Below are 20,930 nucleotides of genomic sequence, written 5' to 3' on the forward strand. Positions count from 1 at the left end.
TCTCTAAATGCTTTTTCGCTACAAGGCGTTATTGCATTAGTCCAACGTGTTGTGCTAATTACATTGGCTGTGGAAGGCATTGGAGCCCTTATCTTAGCTATTCGTTGGTCTCAAGAAATGAGCTGGGGAAAGGCTATTTATTATGGAATATTTCATTCTATATCTGCTTTTAACAATGCAGGATTTGGTTTGGAACCAGATAATTTAAGTAAGTGGGTAGGAGATCCAACCGTAAATATTATGATTACGTTACTTTTCATAATAGGAGGAACTGGATTTTTTGTCATTGCAGATATTCTTCAGAAGCGAAACATAAGGAAGTTTTCTCTTCACACTAAAATTGTATTAGTTTCAACGATTGCACTAAATGTGGTGAGCACACTCATTATTTTCGCCTTAGAATATCATAACCCTCATACTTTGGGTGAATTAAGCATGAGTGATAAATGGTGGGCAGCTTACTTTCAGGGTGTAGTTCCTCGTACTGCTGGTTTTAATACCTTGGATATTGGGGCGCTCACATTACCTTCAAAAGTGTATATGATGGGTCTTATGTTTATTGGAGCAGCCCCAGGTTCAACAGGGGGTGGAATTAAAATAACTACGTTCGTCTTAATATTGTTTGCTTTATGGTCAGTATTGACAAATAAAGAAGAGATTAATGTTTTTAGACGTCGCATTCCTAAATCGCTTGTTTATAGAGCTTTTTCTATTGCTACTTCTGGGATTATTTTTGTTTCTATTATTTTCTTTCTACTCACAATCACAGAAAAAGGTGTAGATATGTCTACCCTTTTGTTTGAAACGTTCTCAGCTTCTGGAACAGTGGGATTAAGTGCTAACTTTACAGGCGATTTAAGTCCTGTCGGACGAATTCTCATTACGATTATGATGTTTATTGGCAGAGTGGGTCCTCTTACGATTGGTTTTGTGCTTGCGATTCGTTCAAATAAACAATCTAAAATTCGATATGCAGAAGAAAAGATTCTAATTGGTTAAAAAATCAACATATTCACGGTTATAGGCACAAGTAGTCTAAAACATGAATATCTTCTTCCATTATAAACAAATTACTCAAGAAGGATCAGATGAAGATCCTCCATTACTTACAGCAATAGAGCGTAGAAAAAGCTACTGATTAGGTCACAGTAGCTTTTTCGCTTTTTAATGAGCATGAATGAGTTTTTCTTTAGTTGAACATTCTATTTAAGAAACTCTTCAATACTTACTCTAATATATAAAGGTGGATTTACTACACATGAATTATAAATTATACAAGGTCTTTATTGTATACTTCATTGCTTTGATCGGTCCCTTTGCTATTCTCTTTCTTACAAATCATTTAATTCGAGCAACTCGTAGAAAGCAGGGCTTATTTTTTTAAAACTTGATGTTTTACCAAACTTCGATAATAACCATAAATAATAATATATGCTATTAAATAACTAATAAAAGTTCCAATAATATTCCAAGTATTAAAATACTCTACTTTTTCAAAGATTAAACCAATGCCTTCAAAACCTGTAGTGAAAAGAGTAAAACAAATTAAAAGCAGAAAGGTATTAACCCTCTTTTTCATTTTAAAATAAACTAAAAAAGAAGCTAGAACAGGATAGAAACCCATATTTAAAGGAAGTGCAGATAAACTTCGGTTTCTAAAAATTGGTTCAAACTGCCAAAAATAATTAGTCCCCCACTCATTTAGTATAAAGGCTACTGCCATTCCTATTGGTGCAATTAAAAGGACAATTATAGATTCCTTTTTGTATAAGATAAATCCAAAAAACCAAGGTACAATAAATCCCATAATAATATTTACTAGTATTTCCTCTCTTCTCCTCTCACTAAGACAACTTTTTAATAGGATTGTCCAAAACTTAGGAATGTATATCTTATGAAGAAGAAAACTAATGATTAGACACTAAGAGTCTTTTCTCCTTTCTACACATAAGTTCTTACTATCTTGAGCAAACTACTCAAGACACCGTGAGGTATCTACGAAAATTCTTTAGCAATAGAGCAGAAAAAACCTACCTTTTTTAACTGGGAAGAGGTAGGTTTTTTTGCTTTTTAAGATGAATAGGATATACAGCCTTAGTTACCAAAAAGCCTGTTTTTGTGCCTTTCTTCCTTATGAAGGTTTTTAGGGAGGAAAATTATCATTTACTAGTCATTATTTTTCTTACCAATTTCAAATTACCTACAAGAATAAGAAAAATGATTGGGTATACTAGAGCCGAATATATTAATTTCCAGCCATTATAATAAAAAAAGTCTGTATTAACTACGAACCATTCAAATACAACAGAAAAAAGTGTCCAACTTAAAATGTAAAGTACTTTTCTACCTAAACCTTTGTTGAACGGGTAAAAATTTAAAAACAAAAAACTGATAGAGGGAAAATACATAATAACTGCTAAAAGCGTTAACCACTGAAACCCTTTTTGAAGATAACCATACAAATTGTAATGCAGATCTAACACTAAATCTGTTGTTACCCCATAAGCATAGGCAAAAACACATGTAGCATATATTTCAATAGGAACTAATCTTTTAGGTGCGAAAAATGCTATTAAATTAAAAACTAGAAAGCACAGAAAGACATACATCATTATTAGACTTCCACCTTTGGTTACTAAATAAATTGGATACAATTAGTATGTCTATTTATTAAATTAAAATGTATATTAGCCAACAACGAATAAGTTTTCACATCGGAAACAAACTACTCACAATGGATAGATTCCTTCCTAGCTAGGTTTATACAGTTTTACTCCATTACACCTAACAAACTACCTCTCCACCTTTTTAACCGACTAAGGGGTAGTTTGTTTTTTTATGGACAAGAAGTCATAACATTTTAAAACAGGCATATGATTTATAAAGTCCTCACGTGCTTGTGAATTGAACTAGTAGATAACCCTTGAATATATTGATTCATGGGTTATTTGCTTTTTATATGAATCAAAACATCGTAACCAGAGCAAACTACACAAGACGCCGTGAGGCATCAGCGAAAATCCTTACTGTAATAGAGCAGAAAAAACCTACCTCTTTTGATTGGGAAGAGATAGGTTTTTTTCTGTTTTTAAGGTGTATAAGATATACATTCTTAGTTAACATAAGCATTTATCGGTAGAAAAAGTGCTTGAATTAATTTAAGTACTTTACAAATAGAACCTTATCTTGATTAGATTTATTCCCTTGTTCAATTTCAAAACCCATTTTAGTATGATAAGCAATTGAAGCTTTATTCACAGGAGAAGTCACACAACGAACAATATGGCGGCTATTTTGTTTAATTACATCGAAAAATCGATTATATAATTGTTTCCCAATACCTTTTCTCCTGTACTCCGGATGGATTCCAACAAAGTGGATATATGCTTCATTCGAATAAGAGTGAGATAAGAATCCAATTAAAAATCCTATGATTTCACCTTCTTCTTCAACAATAAAGCTAGTATTTTTAAAATGATCAAAAAAAGCTTTGGCAACAAGTCAGACATTTGTCTTCCATTCCACCAGTCGTTAATTAACGGAGATATTACATAATAGGCTGATCCTTTTACTAAACGAACTGTCATTGTGATCTCTCCCTAATTTATTTGTAAATTCACTTAAATTAATGCTATCACAGGAAGAAAATGTTATGTTGTTCTTTCTTATTCTTACTGATGAATGCTAATACGAAAAGTAAATAGAATATACAAAATCAGTTTATATAATGTTCTTTCCGGAAAACAAAAAAAGAACCCTTATACTGTTTAGCATAAAAGAAAGAAACATGATTTAATTGACTTTAACATTATTTCGTGTTAATTTGTATATGCAAATGAAGAAAAGGAATGATTACATGAATAATGAAGAAGAACAAGTATTAATACATTGTCTTTACTTTACAGCTAGCCGGTTTGCTCGTAACATTACAAAATTAGCTGAAAAAACATTCGATTTTGGTGATGTCGCTCCTTCATATCTCTATATGATTATGATTGTAAAGTTTCATCCAGAAATCACACAGAAAGAATTATGTCAGAAGTTATCTATTGCGCCTTCCACAAGTACAAGGTTTATTGATAAACTTGAAAAATTAAAACTAGTCACTAAAAAAATGGATGGGAAGCAGACGCTGATTTCTTTAACGGATGAAGGAGAAGAAGTTTATCACCAGTTTCGGGTTTCTTTAAAAGAATTGTTTACCAGTTATTCCAAAGTGTTAGGACACGAATTTAGTAAAGATTTAAGTAAAATGCTTCATGAAGCGAGCAATAAGTTAGAGAAAGATTTGTAATTTTTTTACCCCTTCATTTGCATATACAAATGTGTCAGGAGGCTTAGTTATGCCAGAAAAGATATTACTAATTATTGGTGCTGATCCAGGGATTAGCTTAAATACAGCAAGGAAATTTGGGAAAGAAGGCTTTAAAGTGGCACTGATTTCCCGCAGCATGGAGTCATTACAGAAATATGAAAATGAACTTAGAAATGATGGAATCGTAGCAAAAGGATTTTCAGGGGATGTCTCCTCAGTAGAATCTTTAAAAACAGCCATCGATAAGGTAATTAAAACTTATGGGAAAATTGATGCACTTTTATACAATGCGGCTTCAGGAAGACCAGGCAAACCAACAACATTGAGCACTGATCAATTAGTGGAAGATTTTAAAATCAGTGTAGCTGGAGCTCTTACTAGTGTTCAAGAAGTGATTCCCTATATGCAAAATGGAACCATTTTGTTAACAGGTGGGGGATTAGCTCTTTACCCATATGCTGACTACTCTTCATTAGCGATTGGAAAAGCAGGTATTCGTAATTTAGCATATAGCTTGAATCAAGAACTTAGCCCAAAAGGAATTTATGTTGGAACGTTAACTATCAAAGGTTTTGTTCAAGAAGGAACTTATTTCTCATCTAAAAATATTGCTGAAACCTTCTATCATATGTATAAAAACCGAGAAGATGTAGAAGTTACTTTTGAAGAAAGGTAAAAATTTTTAATAAAACATTTGTATATACAAATATAAAGGAGCCTAATTATGAAAAAAACTTTAGTTATTGTTGCACACCCCAATTTAACCACTTCAGTCATTAACAAGACATGGAAAGATCGACTAATTCAAGAAACCGATATTACTGTTCATGATTTATATGCCACATATCCAAACGGTAATATTGATGTTGCTTATGAACAACAGTTGCTCCTTGAACACGAACGAATTGTTTTTCAATTCCCATTCTACTGGTATAGCAGTCCTTCTTTGTTAAAAGAGTGGCAGGATGTTGTTCTTACTTACGGTTGGGCATATGGGTCTGAAGGAACGAAACTGCGTGGAAAAGAGTTTATGTTAGCCATTTCCACAGGCGGACCTGAAGAAGCATACCAAGCTGGTGGATACAATCTTTTCAGCATGAGCGAATTAACCAAACCATTCCAAGCAACATCTAACTTGACCGGTATGCGGTTCTTGCCTACTTTTACAAAGCAGGGAGTACGTGTCTTAACGGACGAACAAGTTCGCGAAAGTGCTGAGGAGTTGGTGCGTCACCTGCAACTTAACTATTAGGAGAATAGAATCCTTGTTGAAGAATATTTTACAACTCACCAACAACGGGTCGTCTTAAAATGGAGAAGACAATATCAAAAACATCAGCAGTTTTGATGCTGAAATTGCTACGATAAGATCGATATTAAAACATAAGTATAAAGTTTTTTGCGTTTACCCTAAAAATTTTTAAAAAAACTTGACCTCAACTTAGGTTGAGATTGTATCTTTTTATTAATTTGTAATTAAAATAAACATTGGAGGAAATAAAAGATGACAAAATTCGCTTTTGTAACAGGTGCTAATAAAGGTATTGGGTATGAAATTGTCCGTCAATTAGCAGAAAAAAATTATCATGTATTTTTGGGTGCTCGTAATACAGAATTAGGACAGAAAGCTGTACAATCTTTAGGGTTTTCGAATATTTCGTTTGTTCAAGTCGATATTTCGGACACACAATCCATTCAAAACTCAAAAAATAAGATCCTTGAAGTAACGGATCACTTAGATCTGTTAATAAATAATGCAGGGATTGCACTAGATTTTAATATTTTACCTACTGAATTAAAGGTAGAAACGCTGCGTGAAGAATTTGATGTTAACTTCTTTGGAACATTTCAAATGATCCAAACCTTTTTACCCCTACTAAAAAAATCTCAGGGTGGAAAAATAGTAAACGTCACAACCGATATGGCTTCCCAAACCATGTTTGACAATGGTGAAGTTCATCCACTAAATATACTGGGCTATAATTCATCAAAAACCGCCGTGAATTCGTTAACACTAGCCTTTGGTAAAGAATTTGGTACAAACGGTCCTGAAATTTTAGGTGTGACACCTGGTTTTACTACTACTGACCTTAATGGAAATGCTCCAGGTGGCAAAACAACTGCGGAAGGTGCACAAATCATTGTTACACACGCCTTGAGCGAAAAAAACTATAACGGTAAAATTCTTGATAAAAATGGAATTATTCCGTGGTAAACACTATAGGTGAAATACTATGAACTATACTATTGGACAAATTACAAAAATGAATCATTTATCCATTTCTCAATTACGTTACTATGATAAGTGGCTTTTTATGATTTTAAGCTGTATATGATTTAAATCTTTAATTAACATAATCGACGTTGTACCAAATTACATGCTAAAAACCTTTTTTGTTAAGAAAAAATTCATATCCATTAATAAATTAGTAAATATTATCCATGAGGTGATCATATGGATAAGAATAAGTTAAAACTCACATCTTCCGAAATAGGGACGCTATGGGGAGAGTATGTAAACGGAACAATGACAGATGTAGTAAATCGATATATGTTCTCTATTATTGAGGATGAGTCAATAAAGGCCGTTTTTGAAGATGCTATCAAGACTTCCGCAAAACAAAAGAAACAAATTATAGCTTTTATAGAAAATGAAGGGTTTCCAGTACCAATTGGATTTACTGAGTCTGACCTCAATAAAGGTACCCAAAGATTATTCACTGATATATTCTGCTTGAATTATTTACATATCATGACGTTACATGGCTTGCTAGGACATACAACCTCATTAGGTGTTTCTGTCAGAGAAGACTTACGTTACTTCTACGATTCATGTGATAATGATGCAAAAAGGATGTATCATCAAACGATTGACTTATTACTTGAAAAAGGGGAGTTTCAGAGGGACCCTTATTTTTATCCTGCTAAGAACCCTGAATATATTTCTAGCCAGGATTTTTCGGATGGTTTTTTTGGAAAAGGAAGACGCTTAACAGCACTAGAAATCATAAGTATTTCTTTCAACCTTAAAAAGAGCGTTATGGCTAAAACTCTTTCTATTGGATTTAGTCAGGTCTCTCAATTAAAAGAAGTAAGGAAATTTTTAGAGGATTCGGAGAAAACAGCTGATAATCAAATACAATCCTTTTCAAAAATAATGCACGCAGATAATTTACCAGTTCCAAAATCATGGGAGACAGAAGTAACAACTTCAACAGACGCTCCTTTTTCTGATAAATTAATGATGTATCATATTGGTTTCTTATTCCAAGCTGCACAAGCGTATCATGGGACAGGTTTAGCATCAGCCATGCGAACAGATCTTGTAGCTGCTTATGAAGGCGTTATTCTAAAGAATTTAATGGTAACGAAAAAATGGTTTAATATTATGGTGAAAAATAAATGGTTAGAACAGCCACCACTTGCTCCTAATAGAAAAGAATTTGCAAAAGAAAAATGATAAAGAAATGAATACAAACAAATCTATTCAGCAAACTAATCAAGATGCAATAGAGCATCAACTGAACATCTATATTTTAACGACTAGAAAAAACTACCTCTTTTTTCCCGATGGTGGTTTTTTCCCTTTTTAAGCTGTATAAAGTCTACAAACTTAGTTAACATAGAGTACTTTATAAGCCCAAAAAAAGGCCTGAGTCATTTAGAAACGGGTCCTTTTTGATTTGAGTATATAAATTCTTTTACTTCTACAATTGAGAGACCTAATTGATAAGCTTCTTTCATAAGACTTATCCATTCCTGATCAAGCCTACTATCTTCTTTTCTTAGCACTCACGATTCCTCCAACTTTCCTAATCGGAATTAATTAGGCTCTAACATTTAATAACAAGCCATTAGGAATTGATACTATTAAATAAAGAAGTAGAAGAGATGGCTAAACAACGAATTGAAATCCATAAAAAGCGAGTGAAGTTATCTGAAGAGTTGGAAAGTAACTGGGATAATAAAGAACTTCAAGATAGAATCATCGAGTTAGAGGAAGAAAGGCAAAAACTCAAGAAAAAAATTGAAGATTTACAGGCTAACTTTTAAGCATCCTTTCAGGGTGCTTTTTTAGAGGGGTTCCAGAAAGATATATGTTATACAGTAGAAAAGAGGTGACCTGTTAACCTTTGGCGAATTAAGGAGAGGAAACAAATAGAGAAGGAGGACTTAATAGTGAAAGAATTAGTCATTAATGATGTTGTATTTGATGTAAAATACCTTACTACGTCTACAGCCAGCAAAGAAGAAGTGGGACTTGAAAAAAGAATTATTAATAATGGAAAAATGACTAAGGGAAGAGATCAAATTAAGTTTTCATTTTCTGTTTTGGGTAAACAAGATTATCAATTATATGATACCTTTTTTGAGAATACTCATTATACTGTTGTGATCCCTGAAACGAGTGAAAGATTTATAACTCATAGTGTTTCGCATAGTACATTTTATCAAGGAGCTGAAGTAACAGATAACACAGAAGTGGTATTTAAAGTTACACTTACCAAATAAAGTGATTACCTATGTTTAAGCTCACGCTATAACATTTTTTAAAGAACTTGCTTAAGATTAAAATCCAGTTTGATTAAGTTCTATTTATTAGAAACACCTGTATGCCTACAATGTTTTTCTAAGGGGAGATCTCAGTGAGTAAGTGTAGTGGTTTTGCAATAATTTGCTTAAATAATAAAGATGAATTATTAATGGTCTCCCAAGAGAAACCCAACACACCAAAGCGTTGGTCTGTTCCTTCTGGTGCTATTGAAGACTATGAAAGGCTTGAAGATTGTTGTGTTCGAGAAATGTGGAATCAAACAGGTTATCAAGTAGAGATAGTAAAAAAGATACAAGAGAATAGGGCAACTACCTATAATGTTGAAGTTCACATGACCTATTTTGAAGTTAAGGTATTAGCTGGAGAGAAGAAAGTTCAGATCGTAGACTCATATTGCTGGCAACCAATATCTAAAATTAATCATTTGAACATGTTATTTGAAGATGAACGTGAGGTTGTACTAAATTATATAAAAAAGAGAAAACAGTTCATTTAATCTTGCTCAAGTATATTGTTTTACCTCTATACACATGTACGGAGATTCGTTGTCTTTTGGAACAACTACAAAAATATATAGAGGGGAGGTCAAATAATTGATTAATACAACCATTAATTCAATGAGAATTGTCATGAATACTACTATGAGGAATAACTTAATCTTTATAAATCATTACCTCAAATCGAGGGACATTTTTTATCTAGATCTAAGACACCATAAAAAATCCCCTCCATTGTAGGGAGAATAGGTTGCTTTCTTTTATTTGTCTACTATGGAGGGAACATCCCCTCTTTTAAAATATTGTTTTTATAGCTAGGTACACTGCAACAATCGATGCAACGACTATAAGTTCATATTTGTCGTCATGTAGAGTAAATGTTAAAACTATACACTTTATAAGTTAGTTTATATATTTACTCATATACATAAAGTTAATTAATTATTTATTTGCAATAAGAGTCATATAATTTAAAGGTTATCAAATATAAATCTTTATAAGATTTATATTTGATAATTGTCTCTTTAATAATTTCTTATAAAGAAAGTAAAAGATAGAGTAGCAAATGATAAGAAGTAAAAATAGTAGTTTTCCTAACGACAGTTAATATTTAAAAGAAACACTAATAGGCGACCCATTCCTTCTATTGAGAAAGACTAAGTCACCTACACAATTTTTCTATTCATTATTAGTTATCCTTTCAGTTTTTCATATTTCTCAATTTTCTCAATTTATTGATTTACATGTTCCTGTTCTAACTGATTTACTACATCCTCCTGACATTCATTGATAAATAGATAAGTAAGGTATGAATGTAAGTCAAATCGTTCTTCGTTAATAAACGTAGAGAAAACCTGTCTATATTCGCTCAATAGTTTGACCTCCTTTATGCAAGTTCTTATTTTTCATTATTACCCAACTAGCAATCTCTTATACATACAAATTAATAAAGTATTTTATATGATAAGCTATCTTTATCTTGTACTGGCCCCGCCTACGCCACATACAATGACAGCCACGCTTGCTATCCAACCTAATTCTTATTATATATGTAATCGCTTACAAATTAAATTTAAAAAATTGAATATTCTGATTTTATAATGATATTAGGAAAATCATGAAAAGTTCTTATAAATAGCTACAAAAATTAAAGAATTAGAACGAGACTTTATATGTTAAAGTATTGGACCAAAATCAAATTAGCTTTCCGCAAAAGTATACCTTTTTAGATTGGAGAGACTACGATAAACTGGACATTAAATTAAGAGAAAAAGGTGATTCGGTTCATGGGTAGGAAAGTTTCACAAAAAAGGGCTATCTCAAAGATGAGATAGCCTTTTTTGTAGAACATGGTGATCTTAGATTAAATGACTTATGTAGATTAAGTTGTTCGTTTATTATTATACTACATCTTGTCTGACAAGTCGACATATTACTGTGAGTTCTCTGAAAAATGAAAACAAGTAGCATCCTTTTCTACTTAACATAATGTACTTATAGGAAGAAACTCGTCACAATATCATAAAACTTGCTGAATAAAAGGTTAGTCTCATTAGAAAATATTTCTTAAGTATCTATATGTCAACAACAATTTAAATTTAAATCGTTGTTGACAAACAAAACTTATTTTATGCTGATACTTAAATTTAATATAGTTTTTTATTTAAAGAAGTATCGTCTTAAAAATATAATGAGGGATGAGATTTTGAGATTTGATTATATATTTAAGAGTTTTTACTGTAAGTTTTCACTGTAGGTGGTTCATATGCATAAAATTGTTGAATGAGATTTCCAGGTAATGTGTCAACGAGGGTCATTGTACGATACTTCTCTTGTAAAAATTCCTCTTGAGTCATATGGTTGAAAAGGGAGATAAGGTGGTCATAATAGTGGTTAATGTTTAACAAGCCACAAGGTTTTGTATGTAATCCAATTTGGGACCATGTAAATACTTCAAAAAATTCTTCTAGTGTACCTGGCCCCCCTGGTAATGCAATAAATCCATCTGCTAATTCTGCCATTTTAGCTTTTCTCTCATGCATAGAATTAACTACAATAAGTTCTGTTAAATTGGGGTGTGAGATTTCACGATCTTCTAACATTTTCGGTATAACGCCAATTACTTGACCCCCTTCTTCTAATACAGTATTAGCTAATTTCCCCATAATACCAACACTTGCTCCTCCATATACAAGTGTAATACCTCGTTTAACTAATTCTTTTCCTAATTGAATGGCTCCATCTTTGTAAATTTCCGAAGCTCCATTACTTGAGCCACAAAAAACTGCTAATCTTTTCATAAAATTATCCTCCATTTTTAATTAAAATATAAACCCTATCTATTATAAAAAATATTCTAATAAAAAAAAAGAATATTAGATACTTATTATGTAAAATGAAGGAACTTTATTATAAAAAAGAATACTTCTCAATTAGCTTGTACAGAGTAAAAGATATAGGAAATGAAACTAACGAAATAATCAGATATATTTTTATAGATTTAATTTTAAAAATTAATTTCCAATATTGTGCGTAATCTTATTAAAAACAGTAATATAAACCCATATTTAACCTAATGAAAATATATACTTTTTATGGTTATTTTTTCCTTATTACAGTCTGAATATCTACTCTAATATGGAAAAAATATAAATATATAGTTATATTGTATAAAAATAGATAACCCTTTAATATGGAACTGGTTTAGCTTTCCTATCTTTAAATGATAGGAAATATTTACAATTTATTCCTTAATATGAAATCTAAATTTATAGTCAAGAGGGTGAATATATGTTTACAACTGAAAAAGAAAAACTTGGAGTATTTAATGATTTAGAAGCAGTACCAATAAACAATCTCTTTTTTCATGAAGACTATGATGAAAGTCGACTTGAAAATATAAAAGAAAGTATATTAGCTAAAGGAATGCTTTTAAACCCTCCTCTAGCTCTAAAAGTAAGTGAGAATAAATATTTAATATTAGATGGTGCTCATAGAACACTTGCTTTAAAATCATTAGGATGTAATTATATGATTATTCAAAAGGTAGATGAGGAGAATTTTCACAGATTAACTGTAGAGTCATGGGCCCATAAAGTATTGAGAAAAGAACTTTTCAAATCTTTCGAATCAAAAATACCATTAGAGCTAATATCTTCTTATGATAACGACATACTTAGTATAGAAGTCTACAATGAAAATGGGACAAAAAAATACTATAGAGTAAAAGATTATAATCGGCTCTCTCCCTTCAAGAAATATAACTATTGGAGAGAAATTGTAAACTCATACAAGGATAGCAATTTATATGAACGTTTAGTGCCAAATGAAGAAAAAGTACATAATAAGAGTTTTATGGTAGTTAACTTTCCTGCACTTACTATTGAGGACCTAAAAGAATTATGTGAAGAAGGAATCTTACTGCCAGCAGGAGTAACAAGGTGTCTTTTTCAAGGAAGAATTCTAAATTTAAAATTACCTCTGCATTTTTTAATGGAAGCAGAAATTAATAATTTAGCTTTAAACAATCTATATAGTGACTGGTTAAATCACCTTAGGTTCTATCAAGAATCTGTTCATGTGTTAGATATATAAGAAAATTAAATTATAGTAGTATTAATAAAGAAAAAGCGATACTTTTCTTTATTAATACTACTTTTTTGTGATTATTTCTTTTACATCAGGGCTTTGGAAAATAATTTTACATTATTTGATTTTTTCTTCAGAAACCTTACTGTTGTTAGCACAGCTGGCTCCATTAAAGAGATATCTTGTATTAAATTAACTTTAAATAACCTTTGAAGTTCGTTTCGAATTGTAATTGAGCTTACATATTCTTTTTTATTAATTATTATCTCAACTTCATATACTCCCGGTTTGGGCATAATATACTTCTCATTAATATCTAGGAATACATTGTTATTATTAAGATCATAAGATATGTATAACATACCCTCTATTTCATAATAAGACCCCAGGTAGCTAGGAATTAATTCAACATCTCCTTCATCAGCAATAATCTTCTTTATGAGAGTAGAGCTAACCTTTTCACTCTCAAAATCTTTTCGTGAAATGACTGTAGTTTTAAAAAAGGATGAATAATTTGATTTTTTTAAAGAATCTACATTCCCTTGTGCCCTATAGCCAAATGTAAAATCAAAACCTACGACTATGTCTATTGCATTTATACCTAAGATGTATCGTTCAATAAAATTCCTAGGTGATAACGAAGCAAACTGTTTAGTGAAATCTATAATAAATACTTTATCTAAGCCCATACAGTTCAGTTTTTTTAATTTTATGGGTAGAGGTGTTAAATACTTCCTTGCTTTTTCATTGCTTATTATCTCATTAGGATGTGGATGAAAAGTCATTAATGTAGCTTCAATCTTTTTATGCCTAGCTATATTTTTTGCCTCCTCAATTAATAATTGATGCCCTAAGTGTATACCATCAAAGAATCCTAAGGTCATTGCATGAGGAGAAAAAGTTCTTTTCATTTGATCTATATTTGATAGATAAATAACTTCCAATATAACACGCCCCTTGTATACAGTTTAAAGTTAATAATTTCTTTTAAAATTTTTGAACTAGTATGACTCCACCAATAATTAAAACGGTACCAATAACTCTAGGAATTGTTAAAACATGTACAGGAACATGAATTAAACCAAAATGATCAATTAGAATAGAAGCCACTACCTGACCAGCTAAAACTAGGCTAACTGTTGTAGCTGCGCCTATTCTAGGGATAAGAATTATAGTAGCTAATACATAGAAAGCTCCTAGTAATCCTCCTGTCCAAACCCACCATGGGCTTTCTGTAATTGCTTTATTAAATTTAAATCCATCTCTAACAAATATGGAAGTTAACATTAAAGTAATAGTTCCTACTAGAAAAGAGATTGTAGCTGCTAAAAATGGGGAACCTAAGGCCTGTCTAAGTTGTGCATTGATACTAAATTGAAACGGTAGTGCGATACCTGCTAAAAAAGCAAAAATAATAAGAATGATTAACAAATAAATTCTCTCCTTACATAATTTAATCATCAAAATTATAGAAGATAAGAGGTAGAATTTGAAGGACATAAAGACTTCAATATTTTTCGTAAATTGGAAATTAAATAGGTATTTAGATATAAATGTAAATTTTTTTCTAAATGTAAGCGCAAACAGTAAATATACCTAAATGTCATCAATAGTTAGTTACTATATAATTTATTTTTTTTTGATATTAGATATATCCGTCAAAACATTAGTTATAATCAATATTTTCAATTAATTAATTGTCCCTCACTACAAAAGAATGACTAAGGTGCTTTTTATAAAAAACCTTAACTTGAAATTGAAATGGATATTTTAACCAACTTTTGTACTGGTATAGAAGAACCTTTTGATAAAGTAGTATGTTCGTTAAGATGTTTAGGGATTGAAAAAGCTAGCTGGAAATTTTTTGTTTGTTTGATTTGATCTAATAATTGTATACGATTTTAGAGGGGGTATATTAATGAGTAATTATCGGGAAAGAATTCAAAAAATTAAATCTGTCTATTTAAATGGAGATAAAATAGATGATTTAGCACAAGAATCTGCTTTTCAAGGGGCTATTGATTGTATAGATCAATATTATGAATTACAGGAATCAAATCCAGAAGTACATACCTTTATTAACGAAAATGGTAGGAAGGCTCCTATGAGTATGTTAATACCAAGATCAATAGAAGATTTAAAAGCAAAACGATCTTCTTATAAAGAGGTTTCTGATTTATCCTTTGGAATGCTAGGTAGGACTCCTGATTTTATGAATGCAGGATTAGCTGCTCTTTCTGCCCATTCAGAAGTATTAGGTTCAGGTAACTATACCGATTATAGTGCCAACGCAAAAGCTTACTATAATTACGTAAGAGATCATAACTTATTTGTAGGACATGCGGCAATTAATCCACAAATTGATCGATCTGTAAGCTTAGGTCAACAAACAAATAATTTTGCAGGAGTTCACGTTGTTAGCCACGACTCGTCAGGAATTGTAGTAACCGGAGCAAAAATGATTGTAACTCTAGCCCCAATTTCTGATGAAATCCTTATTTTTAATATGCCTGGTTTAAAAACTGGAGATGAAGATTATGCACTAGCATTTGCTCTACCTGTAGATACCCCAGGTGTTAAAATGGTCTGCAGAAAAACTACAGTTAAAGAATCAATGAGTGTATTTGATCATCCTCTAGCTAATAAATTTGATGAAATTGATGCCTATTTACTTTTAGAAGAAGTATTTGTTCCGTGGGATAGAGTTTTGGTATTTAGAGATGTAGAAATGTCCAATAAGTTTTACGACAAGACATATATCAGACATCATACAGGTCATCAAGGAATAGTTAGAGCAGTTTCTAAAGCCGAAATGCTCACAGGTACAGCTATTAAATTAGCAAAAATGTTGAAATTAGACCAATTTATTAATGTTCAAGAAAAGCTAGGTGAACTGACCTCATCCTTAGAACTGTTAAAGGCAAGTATTATTCTTAGTGAAGAAGAGGCAACTGTTTCCGAAAAAGGAATAATAACACCAAGTATTAATGCTATACAAGCAATTAGATATAATTTTCCAACAATGTATGAAAAGATGGTGAAGCATATTCAATCTCTTGCAGCTGGTTCAATGCTAGCTAGCCCTCATTATAATGATTTTATGACGGGGAATAAAGATGCGTTAAATATTTCATTATCCACTGGGGAAACAAGCGCGGTAGAAAGAACTAAATTATTAAATTTAGCATGGGATATTTCAGGAGATAGTTTTGGGCAGCGACAATTGGTATATGAACGCTATCATGCTGGTGATCCAATGCGTATCGCAGCAAATCATTACTTATCATATGATAAGACTACTATGTTAGAAATGGTGGAAGATGCTTTAAATGAAGAAGTTAATAAAGTGCGCATGCCTAGTAAAACAACATGAAAATAAATTGTTATTAGTTAGAGTAAGAAACAATAAACATTGGTATTTACCAGGTGGAAAGATAGAAGAGTTTGAGTTAGCTGAAGATGCTTTAAAAAGGGAGCTATCAGAAGAATTAAATATAGATCTACTTGATAAAACCATTAAATATCTATGCACGGTTACCGATCAGGCTTATGGAGAGGATGCTTTAGTAGAGCTAGTGTGTTTTACAGCAGATTGGAAAGGGAGTATTTACCCCTCTGCTGAAATTAGTGAAGCTGAATGGATAGATATAACGAATGAGCATTTATTAGCTCCTGCAGTAATAAAGCTAGTAAAACAACATCTTTAAGGGAGAATAATATGTTTTATAATGTAGAGCTTCTTGTGGAAAAAATGAAAAGTTATGAAATAAGTGCTGTTATTTCATCTACAAAAGAAAATATACGTTATTTTACAGGGTTTGAACCTGTTATAAAAACGTTAAATCCTTACAATGGGCAATGTTATACCGTAATTACTTTAGAACAACCTGATGTAGTACATATAGTACATTCTATTGGGGAAGTTGATCAAATATTAGATGCAAGGACTAATATTGGACATGTCTTTACGTACGGAACATTTTATAGAGAACATGGAAATTTAAAAACCCTTAGTCCAGAAGAAGAAAGATTAAATAAATTGTCAGATATAAGTGAGAGTTATTCAAACGGACAAGAAGCACTCGTTGGTTTATTAAAATCACTTAGGCTAGAAGGATCTAGAATAGGGATTGATGAGGAAGGAATAAAGCCTATTCATCTTTCACACCTTAGGGAGCAATTCGGCAAAAGTGAATTTAAGCCTTGTTCTAATATTATAAGAGCTGTAAGAGCAATAAAAACAGAACAAGAAATAAACTCTCTAGCTTATTCAGCAAGATGTATAGAAAATGCAATCGATGCAGTTGCTGAAAATATATATGAAGGCATAAGTGAAGTAGAAATCGCTAACATCTTCAAGGTATCTATTGCTCAACAAGATGCACTACCTGTATTGCCTATGATAAAGGTAGGAAGGCACGCAATAGGAGGGCAAAGGCGTCAAAGTCAAGATATAAAGCTAAAAGCTGGGGACTTAATTTGGTTCGACTGTGACATTGTTAGTAATGGTTATTGGGCAGATATTGCACGCGTTCTAAGTTTTAAACATTTAAAACCTGAATATAAAAAATTTGATGCCCTCTATAAAGGTCAATTGCTTTCCATGGAAGAAATTAAACCTGGAATGAAAGGAAAAGAAGTATTTGATTTAACAATGAATGCAGTTCATGATTTAGGATTCCCTGAATATAGACGTCACCATGTTGGACATGGTATAGGCCTTGAACCATATGAGTTACCTATATTAGCACCAAATAGTGAAGACATTGTTCAGGAAGGAATGGTACTTTCTGTAGAAACTCCTTATTATGAATTTGGATTAGGTGCATTACACATAGAAGATCCAGTACTTATTTCAGAAAAAGGAAATACAGTCTTAACGCGGAAAAACGGAAACATCAAAATAGTGGGGTGAGTATTCAATGATTGCTAAGAACATTGCTGAATGTATAGGAAATACACCCGTAGTGGAATTAAAAGATAATTTAATCCCAGATGGGAAAAGATTGTATTTGAAACTTGATTATTTTAATCCAAACTTTAGTGTTAAAGATCGTACAGCGATTGGATTAGTAAAGGCAGCATTAAAAGATGGGAAATTAAAACCAGGTGGCACATTAATTGAATCTACCTCAGGTAACTTAGGTAAGTCACTTTCTATGTTAGGTGCCGTATATGGCTTTAATGTAATCATTGTAGTAGACCCGAAAATTAGTCAAAGTCTTCTTAAATGGTATAAGGCATACGGAGCAAAGGTTGAAATGGTACGAGATAAAGATGAGAACGGTGGATATCAAAGAACTAGAATAAATAGAGTAAAAGAATTAGTGCAAGAAAATGTAGGAGCTTATTGGCCGAATCAATATGATAACCCCGATAATCCTGCCTATCATTATCTCAATACAGCTAAAGAAATTACTGCTCTTCCAATAGATTCGGTTGTTGGTGCCGTTAGTACAGGTGGTCATTTATGTGGAATAGGTAAGGCTATCAAGGATAAAAAATCGTCTATTAAAGTCATTGCTTCAGATGTAGAAGGATCAGCTGTATTTAGAAATTCATTTACTCCTTATCTGATTAACGGTGTAGGGCTTGGGTGGAGAAGTAAAAATACTGATATATCTGTTCTTGATGATATATATATTTCAAGTGATCAGGAAGCAATCTCTATGTGTCATTTACTTGCTAAAGAACATGGAATTATGATTGGAGGTTCAGGAGGGTTAGTTGTTTCCTCAGCTTTATCCTGGTTGCATAATAGTAATTCGGAATCCGCAGTAGCTATAATTCCAGATACAGGAATAAATTATTTAGACCAGTTTTATGATGAAGATTGGTTAAACTCAAAAGCAATTACTCTTTTGAATAGAGAGCGCCTAAATGAAGAAATTAAGCATAAAAAACCAGATAGTGTACTTCAGGTAAGAGAAAAGGTGAATATTTAATTTCATTATGTATATTTTAAAGGAGGATTGGCAGTAAATGAATTCAAATAGTAGAGAGTTTGTAGATTTTATATTTAATGAGCAAATTATAAAATTTGGAGAATTCAAATTAAAATCAGGTAGAATCAGTCCCTACTTTTTTAATTTTGGATCATTTGATGATTCTCTAAAATTAGCTTCTTTAGGCAAGTTTTATTCTCAAAGCATTATTGATAATAATATAGATTTTGATGTGATTTTTGGACCAGCCTATAAAGGAATTCCTATTTCCTTAGCGACTGCTATGGCACATTTCTACAAAAGAGATACAAACCTTCCTTATGCTTTTAATCGAAAGGAAAAAAAGAATTATGGCGAAGGCGGTAGTATTATAGGTACACCTTTAAAGGGGAAAAAAGTATTAGCAGTAGACGATGTTATTACTTCTGGAAGAACGATAAGAGAAACCAAAGAAATTGTAGAAAGTGAAGGTGGAATTTTATCAGGGTTTTTAGTTGCTCTTGATAGAGAAGAAAAAACATCTGAAAATTCACGATTAACTGCACTACAAGAAGCTTCCGAAATGTATGATGTCCGTATATATGCAGTAGCTACAATATCAAATGTTTTGGATTATATTAATTCTTCGCACGGTATTAATCATCCGTATTACAATAAAATCAGTCAATACATGGATTTATATGGATTAAACAAATCATATAGCTAAATAAAAAAGGGAGTATAAGATACTCCCTTTTTTATTTAATTGTTATGTTGGGAGCCAATGACTTCCTGTATTGAAGAATAGCTTTCATTTTCTAAAATATTAAGCAATTCGTTGTTAATATACTTGGCTATGGATGGTCCTCGATAAATCATTCCGGTATAAACCTGAACCATATTGGCACCAGCAGTTAGCTTTTCAAAGGCATCTTTACCAGTAAATATACCCCCACTTCCAATGATAGGTATTTTGCCTTTAGTCTGTTTATAAACTCGATGAATTAAATCTGTGGATCTTTTTGCTAGGGGTTTACCACTAAGCCCACCTATTTGGTGTTTATGAATCGATGTTAATCCCTCTCTTAAAATAGTTGTATTACTAACTATAAGCCCGTCTATGCCCACCACTAATGCAATATCAACAGCTTGTTCAAGCTGATCTAATGTTAAATCAGGAGCTACCTTTAAAATAATAGGTCGAAACTTCCCTGTGTTTTTAAGTAAGTTGTTTCTTGTATTTAAGATTTTTTCTAAAAAAGGTTTTAGATTGTTTGTATGTTGTAAATCACGTAGGTTTTTAGTATTGGGAGAACTTATGTTAATAACAAAGTAATCTCCATAAAGATATAATAAGTCTAAGCTTTTCGTATAATCTGAAGCTGCATCTACATTCGAAGTATCTTTATTTTTTCCTAGATTAATGCCGATAGGGGTCTGGGGTTTTGGTAATTTTTCAAAGTTTTCTTTAACTTTATGTATTCCATGACTATTAAATCCCATACGATTAATTAATCCATTATCTTCTGGTAAGCGATAAAGTCTAGGTAACGTATTTCCAGGTTGTGGAACCGGCGTAACTGATCCAATCTCCACGGATCCAAAGCCTAGGGCAGATAGACCTGGGTATACTTCAGCATGTTTGTCAAACCCAGCTGCTAAACCAACAGGATTTAAAAAATCCAATCCCCAGTACGAGGATTTAAGTTTAGGGTCGTTAGTTGTCATCTTTTTATTATACTGTTCTCTTACAAAAGAATTTGATTGCATTATTTTCAGAGCCCTAATACTTAAATTATGTGCTCTTTCTGGATCTACATTAAATAGCATTGGACGGATAGTAGAATAAACCATTAGATAATCTCACTTTCTATGTGATCTGTATTTTCTGGATAAGATTTCAGATTGAATTACATTAAAATAAAATGTCTTAATCAATCTATAAGTAATTAGAAAATCACTTCCTAAGATTATATCAAAAAATTATTCTATAAAATCCCTAAATTGTAAAATTATAAAAAATGAGACTAAGGAAATAATACTAAATTGTA

Annotated in this window: 23 protein-coding genes and 1 pseudogene; 15 read left to right on the forward strand and 9 right to left on the reverse strand. The window is 31.8% G+C overall.

Going from position 1 to position 20,930, the window contains the following annotated elements:
- On the forward strand, positions 1–999 hold a 999-nt coding region (locus tag ACFX40_RS23490), incomplete at its 5' end, for a TrkH family potassium uptake protein (RefSeq protein WP_377256490.1).
- Positions 1,000–1,372: 373 nt separating this feature from the next.
- Here the strand turns inward: ACFX40_RS23490 and ACFX40_RS23495 are convergent.
- The 3 genes and pseudogenes from ACFX40_RS23495 to ACFX40_RS23505 all read right to left on the reverse strand — a co-directional run bounded on the left by ACFX40_RS23495 (position 1,373) and on the right by ACFX40_RS23505 (position 3,587).
- Entirely contained in the window at positions 1,373–1,807 is a 435-nt protein-coding gene (locus ACFX40_RS23495; RefSeq protein ID WP_377256493.1) for a hypothetical protein, read from the reverse strand.
- Between the two features lie 352 nt (positions 1,808–2,159).
- The gene (locus tag ACFX40_RS23500) at positions 2,160–2,612 is read right to left on the reverse strand and encodes a CBO0543 family protein (RefSeq protein WP_377256496.1); all 453 of its coding nucleotides are present in this window, start codon (positions 2,610–2,612) and stop codon (positions 2,160–2,162) included.
- A 541-nt stretch (positions 2,613–3,153) separates the two neighbouring features.
- Positions 3,154–3,587: pseudogene (locus ACFX40_RS23505) on the reverse strand (GNAT family N-acetyltransferase).
- A 269-nt stretch (positions 3,588–3,856) separates the two neighbouring features.
- Between ACFX40_RS23505 and ACFX40_RS23510 the strand changes: the two are divergent.
- From ACFX40_RS23510 to ACFX40_RS23530, 5 genes are all read left to right on the forward strand, one after another.
- Positions 3,857–4,294, forward strand: coding sequence for a MarR family winged helix-turn-helix transcriptional regulator (locus tag ACFX40_RS23510; RefSeq protein WP_098525936.1), 438 nt, complete (start codon positions 3,857–3,859; stop codon positions 4,292–4,294).
- A gap of 49 nt (positions 4,295–4,343) precedes the next feature.
- The gene (locus ACFX40_RS23515) at positions 4,344–4,991 is read left to right on the forward strand and encodes an SDR family NAD(P)-dependent oxidoreductase (protein WP_377256499.1); all 648 of its coding nucleotides are present in this window, start codon (positions 4,344–4,346) and stop codon (positions 4,989–4,991) included.
- A 48-nt stretch (positions 4,992–5,039) separates the two neighbouring features.
- Entirely contained in the window at positions 5,040–5,567 is a 528-nt protein-coding gene (locus ACFX40_RS23520; protein ID WP_377256502.1) for an NAD(P)H-dependent oxidoreductase, read from the forward strand.
- Between the two features lie 252 nt (positions 5,568–5,819).
- Positions 5,820–6,530 carry an SDR family NAD(P)-dependent oxidoreductase gene (locus ACFX40_RS23525; protein ID WP_377256505.1) on the forward strand — a complete coding sequence of 237 codons (711 nt, stop codon included), beginning with the start codon at positions 5,820–5,822 and terminating at the stop codon, positions 6,528–6,530.
- Positions 6,531–6,770: 240 nt separating this feature from the next.
- A complete protein-coding gene (locus ACFX40_RS23530) occupies positions 6,771–7,775 on the forward strand; it encodes a DUF3231 family protein (protein WP_377256508.1) in 1,005 nt (334 codons plus the stop codon).
- Between the two features lie 197 nt (positions 7,776–7,972).
- Here ACFX40_RS23530 and ACFX40_RS23535 read toward each other — a convergent pair whose 3' ends face one another.
- A complete protein-coding gene (locus ACFX40_RS23535; protein ID WP_141425901.1) occupies positions 7,973–8,107 on the reverse strand; it encodes an anti-repressor SinI family protein in 135 nt (44 codons plus the stop codon).
- Positions 8,108–8,206: 99 nt separating this feature from the next.
- Between ACFX40_RS23535 and ACFX40_RS23540 the strand changes: the two genes are divergently transcribed.
- The 3 genes from ACFX40_RS23540 (at position 8,207) to ACFX40_RS23550 (ending at position 9,366) form a co-directional block, all read left to right on the forward strand.
- Complete coding sequence (locus ACFX40_RS23540; protein WP_263034728.1) at positions 8,207–8,368, forward strand: hypothetical protein; 162 nt, start codon at positions 8,207–8,209, stop codon at positions 8,366–8,368.
- 126 nt (positions 8,369–8,494) lie between these two features.
- A complete protein-coding gene (locus ACFX40_RS23545; RefSeq protein WP_144636270.1) occupies positions 8,495–8,827 on the forward strand; it encodes a hypothetical protein in 333 nt (110 codons plus the stop codon).
- A gap of 134 nt (positions 8,828–8,961) precedes the next feature.
- Entirely contained in the window at positions 8,962–9,366 is a 405-nt protein-coding gene (locus tag ACFX40_RS23550; RefSeq protein WP_377256511.1) for an NUDIX hydrolase, read from the forward strand.
- A gap of 732 nt (positions 9,367–10,098) precedes the next feature.
- Here ACFX40_RS23550 and ACFX40_RS23555 read toward each other — a convergent pair.
- Together ACFX40_RS23555 and ACFX40_RS23560 are read right to left on the reverse strand one after the other, a co-directional pair.
- Positions 10,099–10,239 carry a hypothetical protein gene (locus ACFX40_RS23555; RefSeq protein ID WP_180231596.1) on the reverse strand — a complete coding sequence of 47 codons (141 nt, stop codon included), beginning with the start codon at positions 10,237–10,239 and terminating at the stop codon, positions 10,099–10,101.
- An 852-nt stretch (positions 10,240–11,091) separates the two neighbouring features.
- Complete coding sequence (locus tag ACFX40_RS23560) at positions 11,092–11,667, reverse strand: LOG family protein (protein WP_098804887.1); 576 nt, start codon at positions 11,665–11,667, stop codon at positions 11,092–11,094.
- Positions 11,668–12,157: 490 nt separating this feature from the next.
- Here ACFX40_RS23560 and ACFX40_RS23565 point away from each other — a divergent pair, with 490 nt between their 5' ends.
- Positions 12,158–12,961 (forward strand): ParB N-terminal domain-containing protein, encoded by an 804-nt coding sequence (locus tag ACFX40_RS23565; RefSeq protein WP_377256515.1) that lies wholly within the window; start codon positions 12,158–12,160, stop codon positions 12,959–12,961.
- 80 nt (positions 12,962–13,041) lie between these two features.
- Here the strand turns inward: ACFX40_RS23565 and ACFX40_RS23570 are convergent, their stop codons facing one another.
- Positions 13,042–13,899 (reverse strand): FAD synthetase family protein, encoded by an 858-nt coding sequence (locus ACFX40_RS23570; RefSeq protein WP_098804885.1) that lies wholly within the window; start codon positions 13,897–13,899, stop codon positions 13,042–13,044.
- Positions 13,900–13,942: 43 nt separating this feature from the next.
- Positions 13,943–14,386 (reverse strand): DMT family transporter, encoded by a 444-nt coding sequence (locus ACFX40_RS23575; RefSeq protein ID WP_098804884.1) that lies wholly within the window; start codon positions 14,384–14,386, stop codon positions 13,943–13,945.
- A 487-nt stretch (positions 14,387–14,873) separates the two neighbouring features.
- Between ACFX40_RS23575 and ACFX40_RS23580 the strand changes: the two genes are divergently transcribed.
- From ACFX40_RS23580 to pyrE, 5 genes are read left to right on the forward strand one after another with little or no spacing between them, the layout of a single operon-like run.
- Positions 14,874–16,328 carry a 4-hydroxyphenylacetate 3-hydroxylase family protein gene (locus ACFX40_RS23580; RefSeq protein ID WP_098804883.1) on the forward strand — a complete coding sequence of 485 codons (1,455 nt, stop codon included), beginning with the start codon at positions 14,874–14,876 and terminating at the stop codon, positions 16,326–16,328.
- A complete protein-coding gene (locus ACFX40_RS23585; RefSeq protein WP_377256519.1) occupies positions 16,285–16,662 on the forward strand; it encodes an NUDIX hydrolase in 378 nt (125 codons plus the stop codon). The genes ACFX40_RS23580 and ACFX40_RS23585 overlap by 44 nt, the downstream gene beginning before the upstream one ends.
- Positions 16,663–16,673: 11 nt before the next feature.
- A complete protein-coding gene (locus ACFX40_RS23590; RefSeq protein ID WP_377256522.1) occupies positions 16,674–17,870 on the forward strand; it encodes a M24 family metallopeptidase in 1,197 nt (398 codons plus the stop codon).
- Between the two features lie 7 nt (positions 17,871–17,877).
- Positions 17,878–18,900, forward strand: coding sequence for a PLP-dependent cysteine synthase family protein (locus ACFX40_RS23595; RefSeq protein ID WP_098804880.1), 1,023 nt, complete (start codon positions 17,878–17,880; stop codon positions 18,898–18,900).
- A 37-nt stretch (positions 18,901–18,937) separates the two neighbouring features.
- On the forward strand, positions 18,938–19,606 hold the full coding sequence (pyrE, locus tag ACFX40_RS23600) for an orotate phosphoribosyltransferase (RefSeq protein ID WP_098804879.1): 669 nt from the start codon (positions 18,938–18,940) through the stop codon (positions 19,604–19,606).
- Between the two features lie 35 nt (positions 19,607–19,641).
- On the opposite strand, the gene ACFX40_RS23605 is transcribed toward pyrE, so the two are convergent.
- On the reverse strand, positions 19,642–20,733 hold the full coding sequence (locus ACFX40_RS23605) for a quinone-dependent dihydroorotate dehydrogenase (protein WP_377256525.1): 1,092 nt from the start codon (positions 20,731–20,733) through the stop codon (positions 19,642–19,644).
- Positions 20,734–20,930: the final 197 nt, after the last annotated feature.

Source organism: Priestia sp. YIM B13552 (genome assembly GCF_042787775.1).
Taxonomy (GTDB): Bacteria; Bacillota; Bacilli; order Bacillales; family Bacillaceae_H; genus Priestia; species Priestia megaterium_E.

Excerpts from the sequence above, each read along its gene's own strand:
- ACFX40_RS23495 (WP_377256493.1), bottom strand. The coding sequence starts at position 1,807 with ATGGGATTTATTGTACCTTGGTTTTTTGGATTTATCTTATACAAAAAG.
- ACFX40_RS23500 (WP_377256496.1), bottom strand. The coding sequence starts at position 2,612 with ATGATGTATGTCTTTCTGTGCTTTCTAGTTTTTAATTTAATAGCATTT.
- ACFX40_RS23510 (WP_098525936.1), top strand. The coding sequence starts at position 3,857 with ATGAATAATGAAGAAGAACAAGTATTAATACATTGTCTTTACTTTACA.
- ACFX40_RS23515 (WP_377256499.1), top strand. The coding sequence starts at position 4,344 with ATGCCAGAAAAGATATTACTAATTATTGGTGCTGATCCAGGGATTAGC.
- ACFX40_RS23520 (WP_377256502.1), top strand. The coding sequence starts at position 5,040 with ATGAAAAAAACTTTAGTTATTGTTGCACACCCCAATTTAACCACTTCA.
- ACFX40_RS23525 (WP_377256505.1), top strand. The coding sequence starts at position 5,820 with ATGACAAAATTCGCTTTTGTAACAGGTGCTAATAAAGGTATTGGGTAT.
- ACFX40_RS23530 (WP_377256508.1), top strand. The coding sequence starts at position 6,771 with ATGGATAAGAATAAGTTAAAACTCACATCTTCCGAAATAGGGACGCTA.
- ACFX40_RS23540 (WP_263034728.1), top strand. The coding sequence starts at position 8,207 with ATGGCTAAACAACGAATTGAAATCCATAAAAAGCGAGTGAAGTTATCT.
- ACFX40_RS23560 (WP_098804887.1), bottom strand. The coding sequence starts at position 11,667 with ATGAAAAGATTAGCAGTTTTTTGTGGCTCAAGTAATGGAGCTTCGGAA.
- ACFX40_RS23565 (WP_377256515.1), top strand. The coding sequence starts at position 12,158 with ATGTTTACAACTGAAAAAGAAAAACTTGGAGTATTTAATGATTTAGAA.
- ACFX40_RS23580 (WP_098804883.1), top strand. The coding sequence starts at position 14,874 with ATGAGTAATTATCGGGAAAGAATTCAAAAAATTAAATCTGTCTATTTA.
- ACFX40_RS23585 (WP_377256519.1), top strand. The coding sequence starts at position 16,285 with ATGAAGAAGTTAATAAAGTGCGCATGCCTAGTAAAACAACATGAAAAT.
- ACFX40_RS23590 (WP_377256522.1), top strand. The coding sequence starts at position 16,674 with ATGTTTTATAATGTAGAGCTTCTTGTGGAAAAAATGAAAAGTTATGAA.
- ACFX40_RS23595 (WP_098804880.1), top strand. The coding sequence starts at position 17,878 with ATGATTGCTAAGAACATTGCTGAATGTATAGGAAATACACCCGTAGTG.
- pyrE (WP_098804879.1), top strand. The coding sequence starts at position 18,938 with ATGAATTCAAATAGTAGAGAGTTTGTAGATTTTATATTTAATGAGCAA.
- ACFX40_RS23605 (WP_377256525.1), bottom strand. The coding sequence starts at position 20,733 with ATGGTTTATTCTACTATCCGTCCAATGCTATTTAATGTAGATCCAGAA.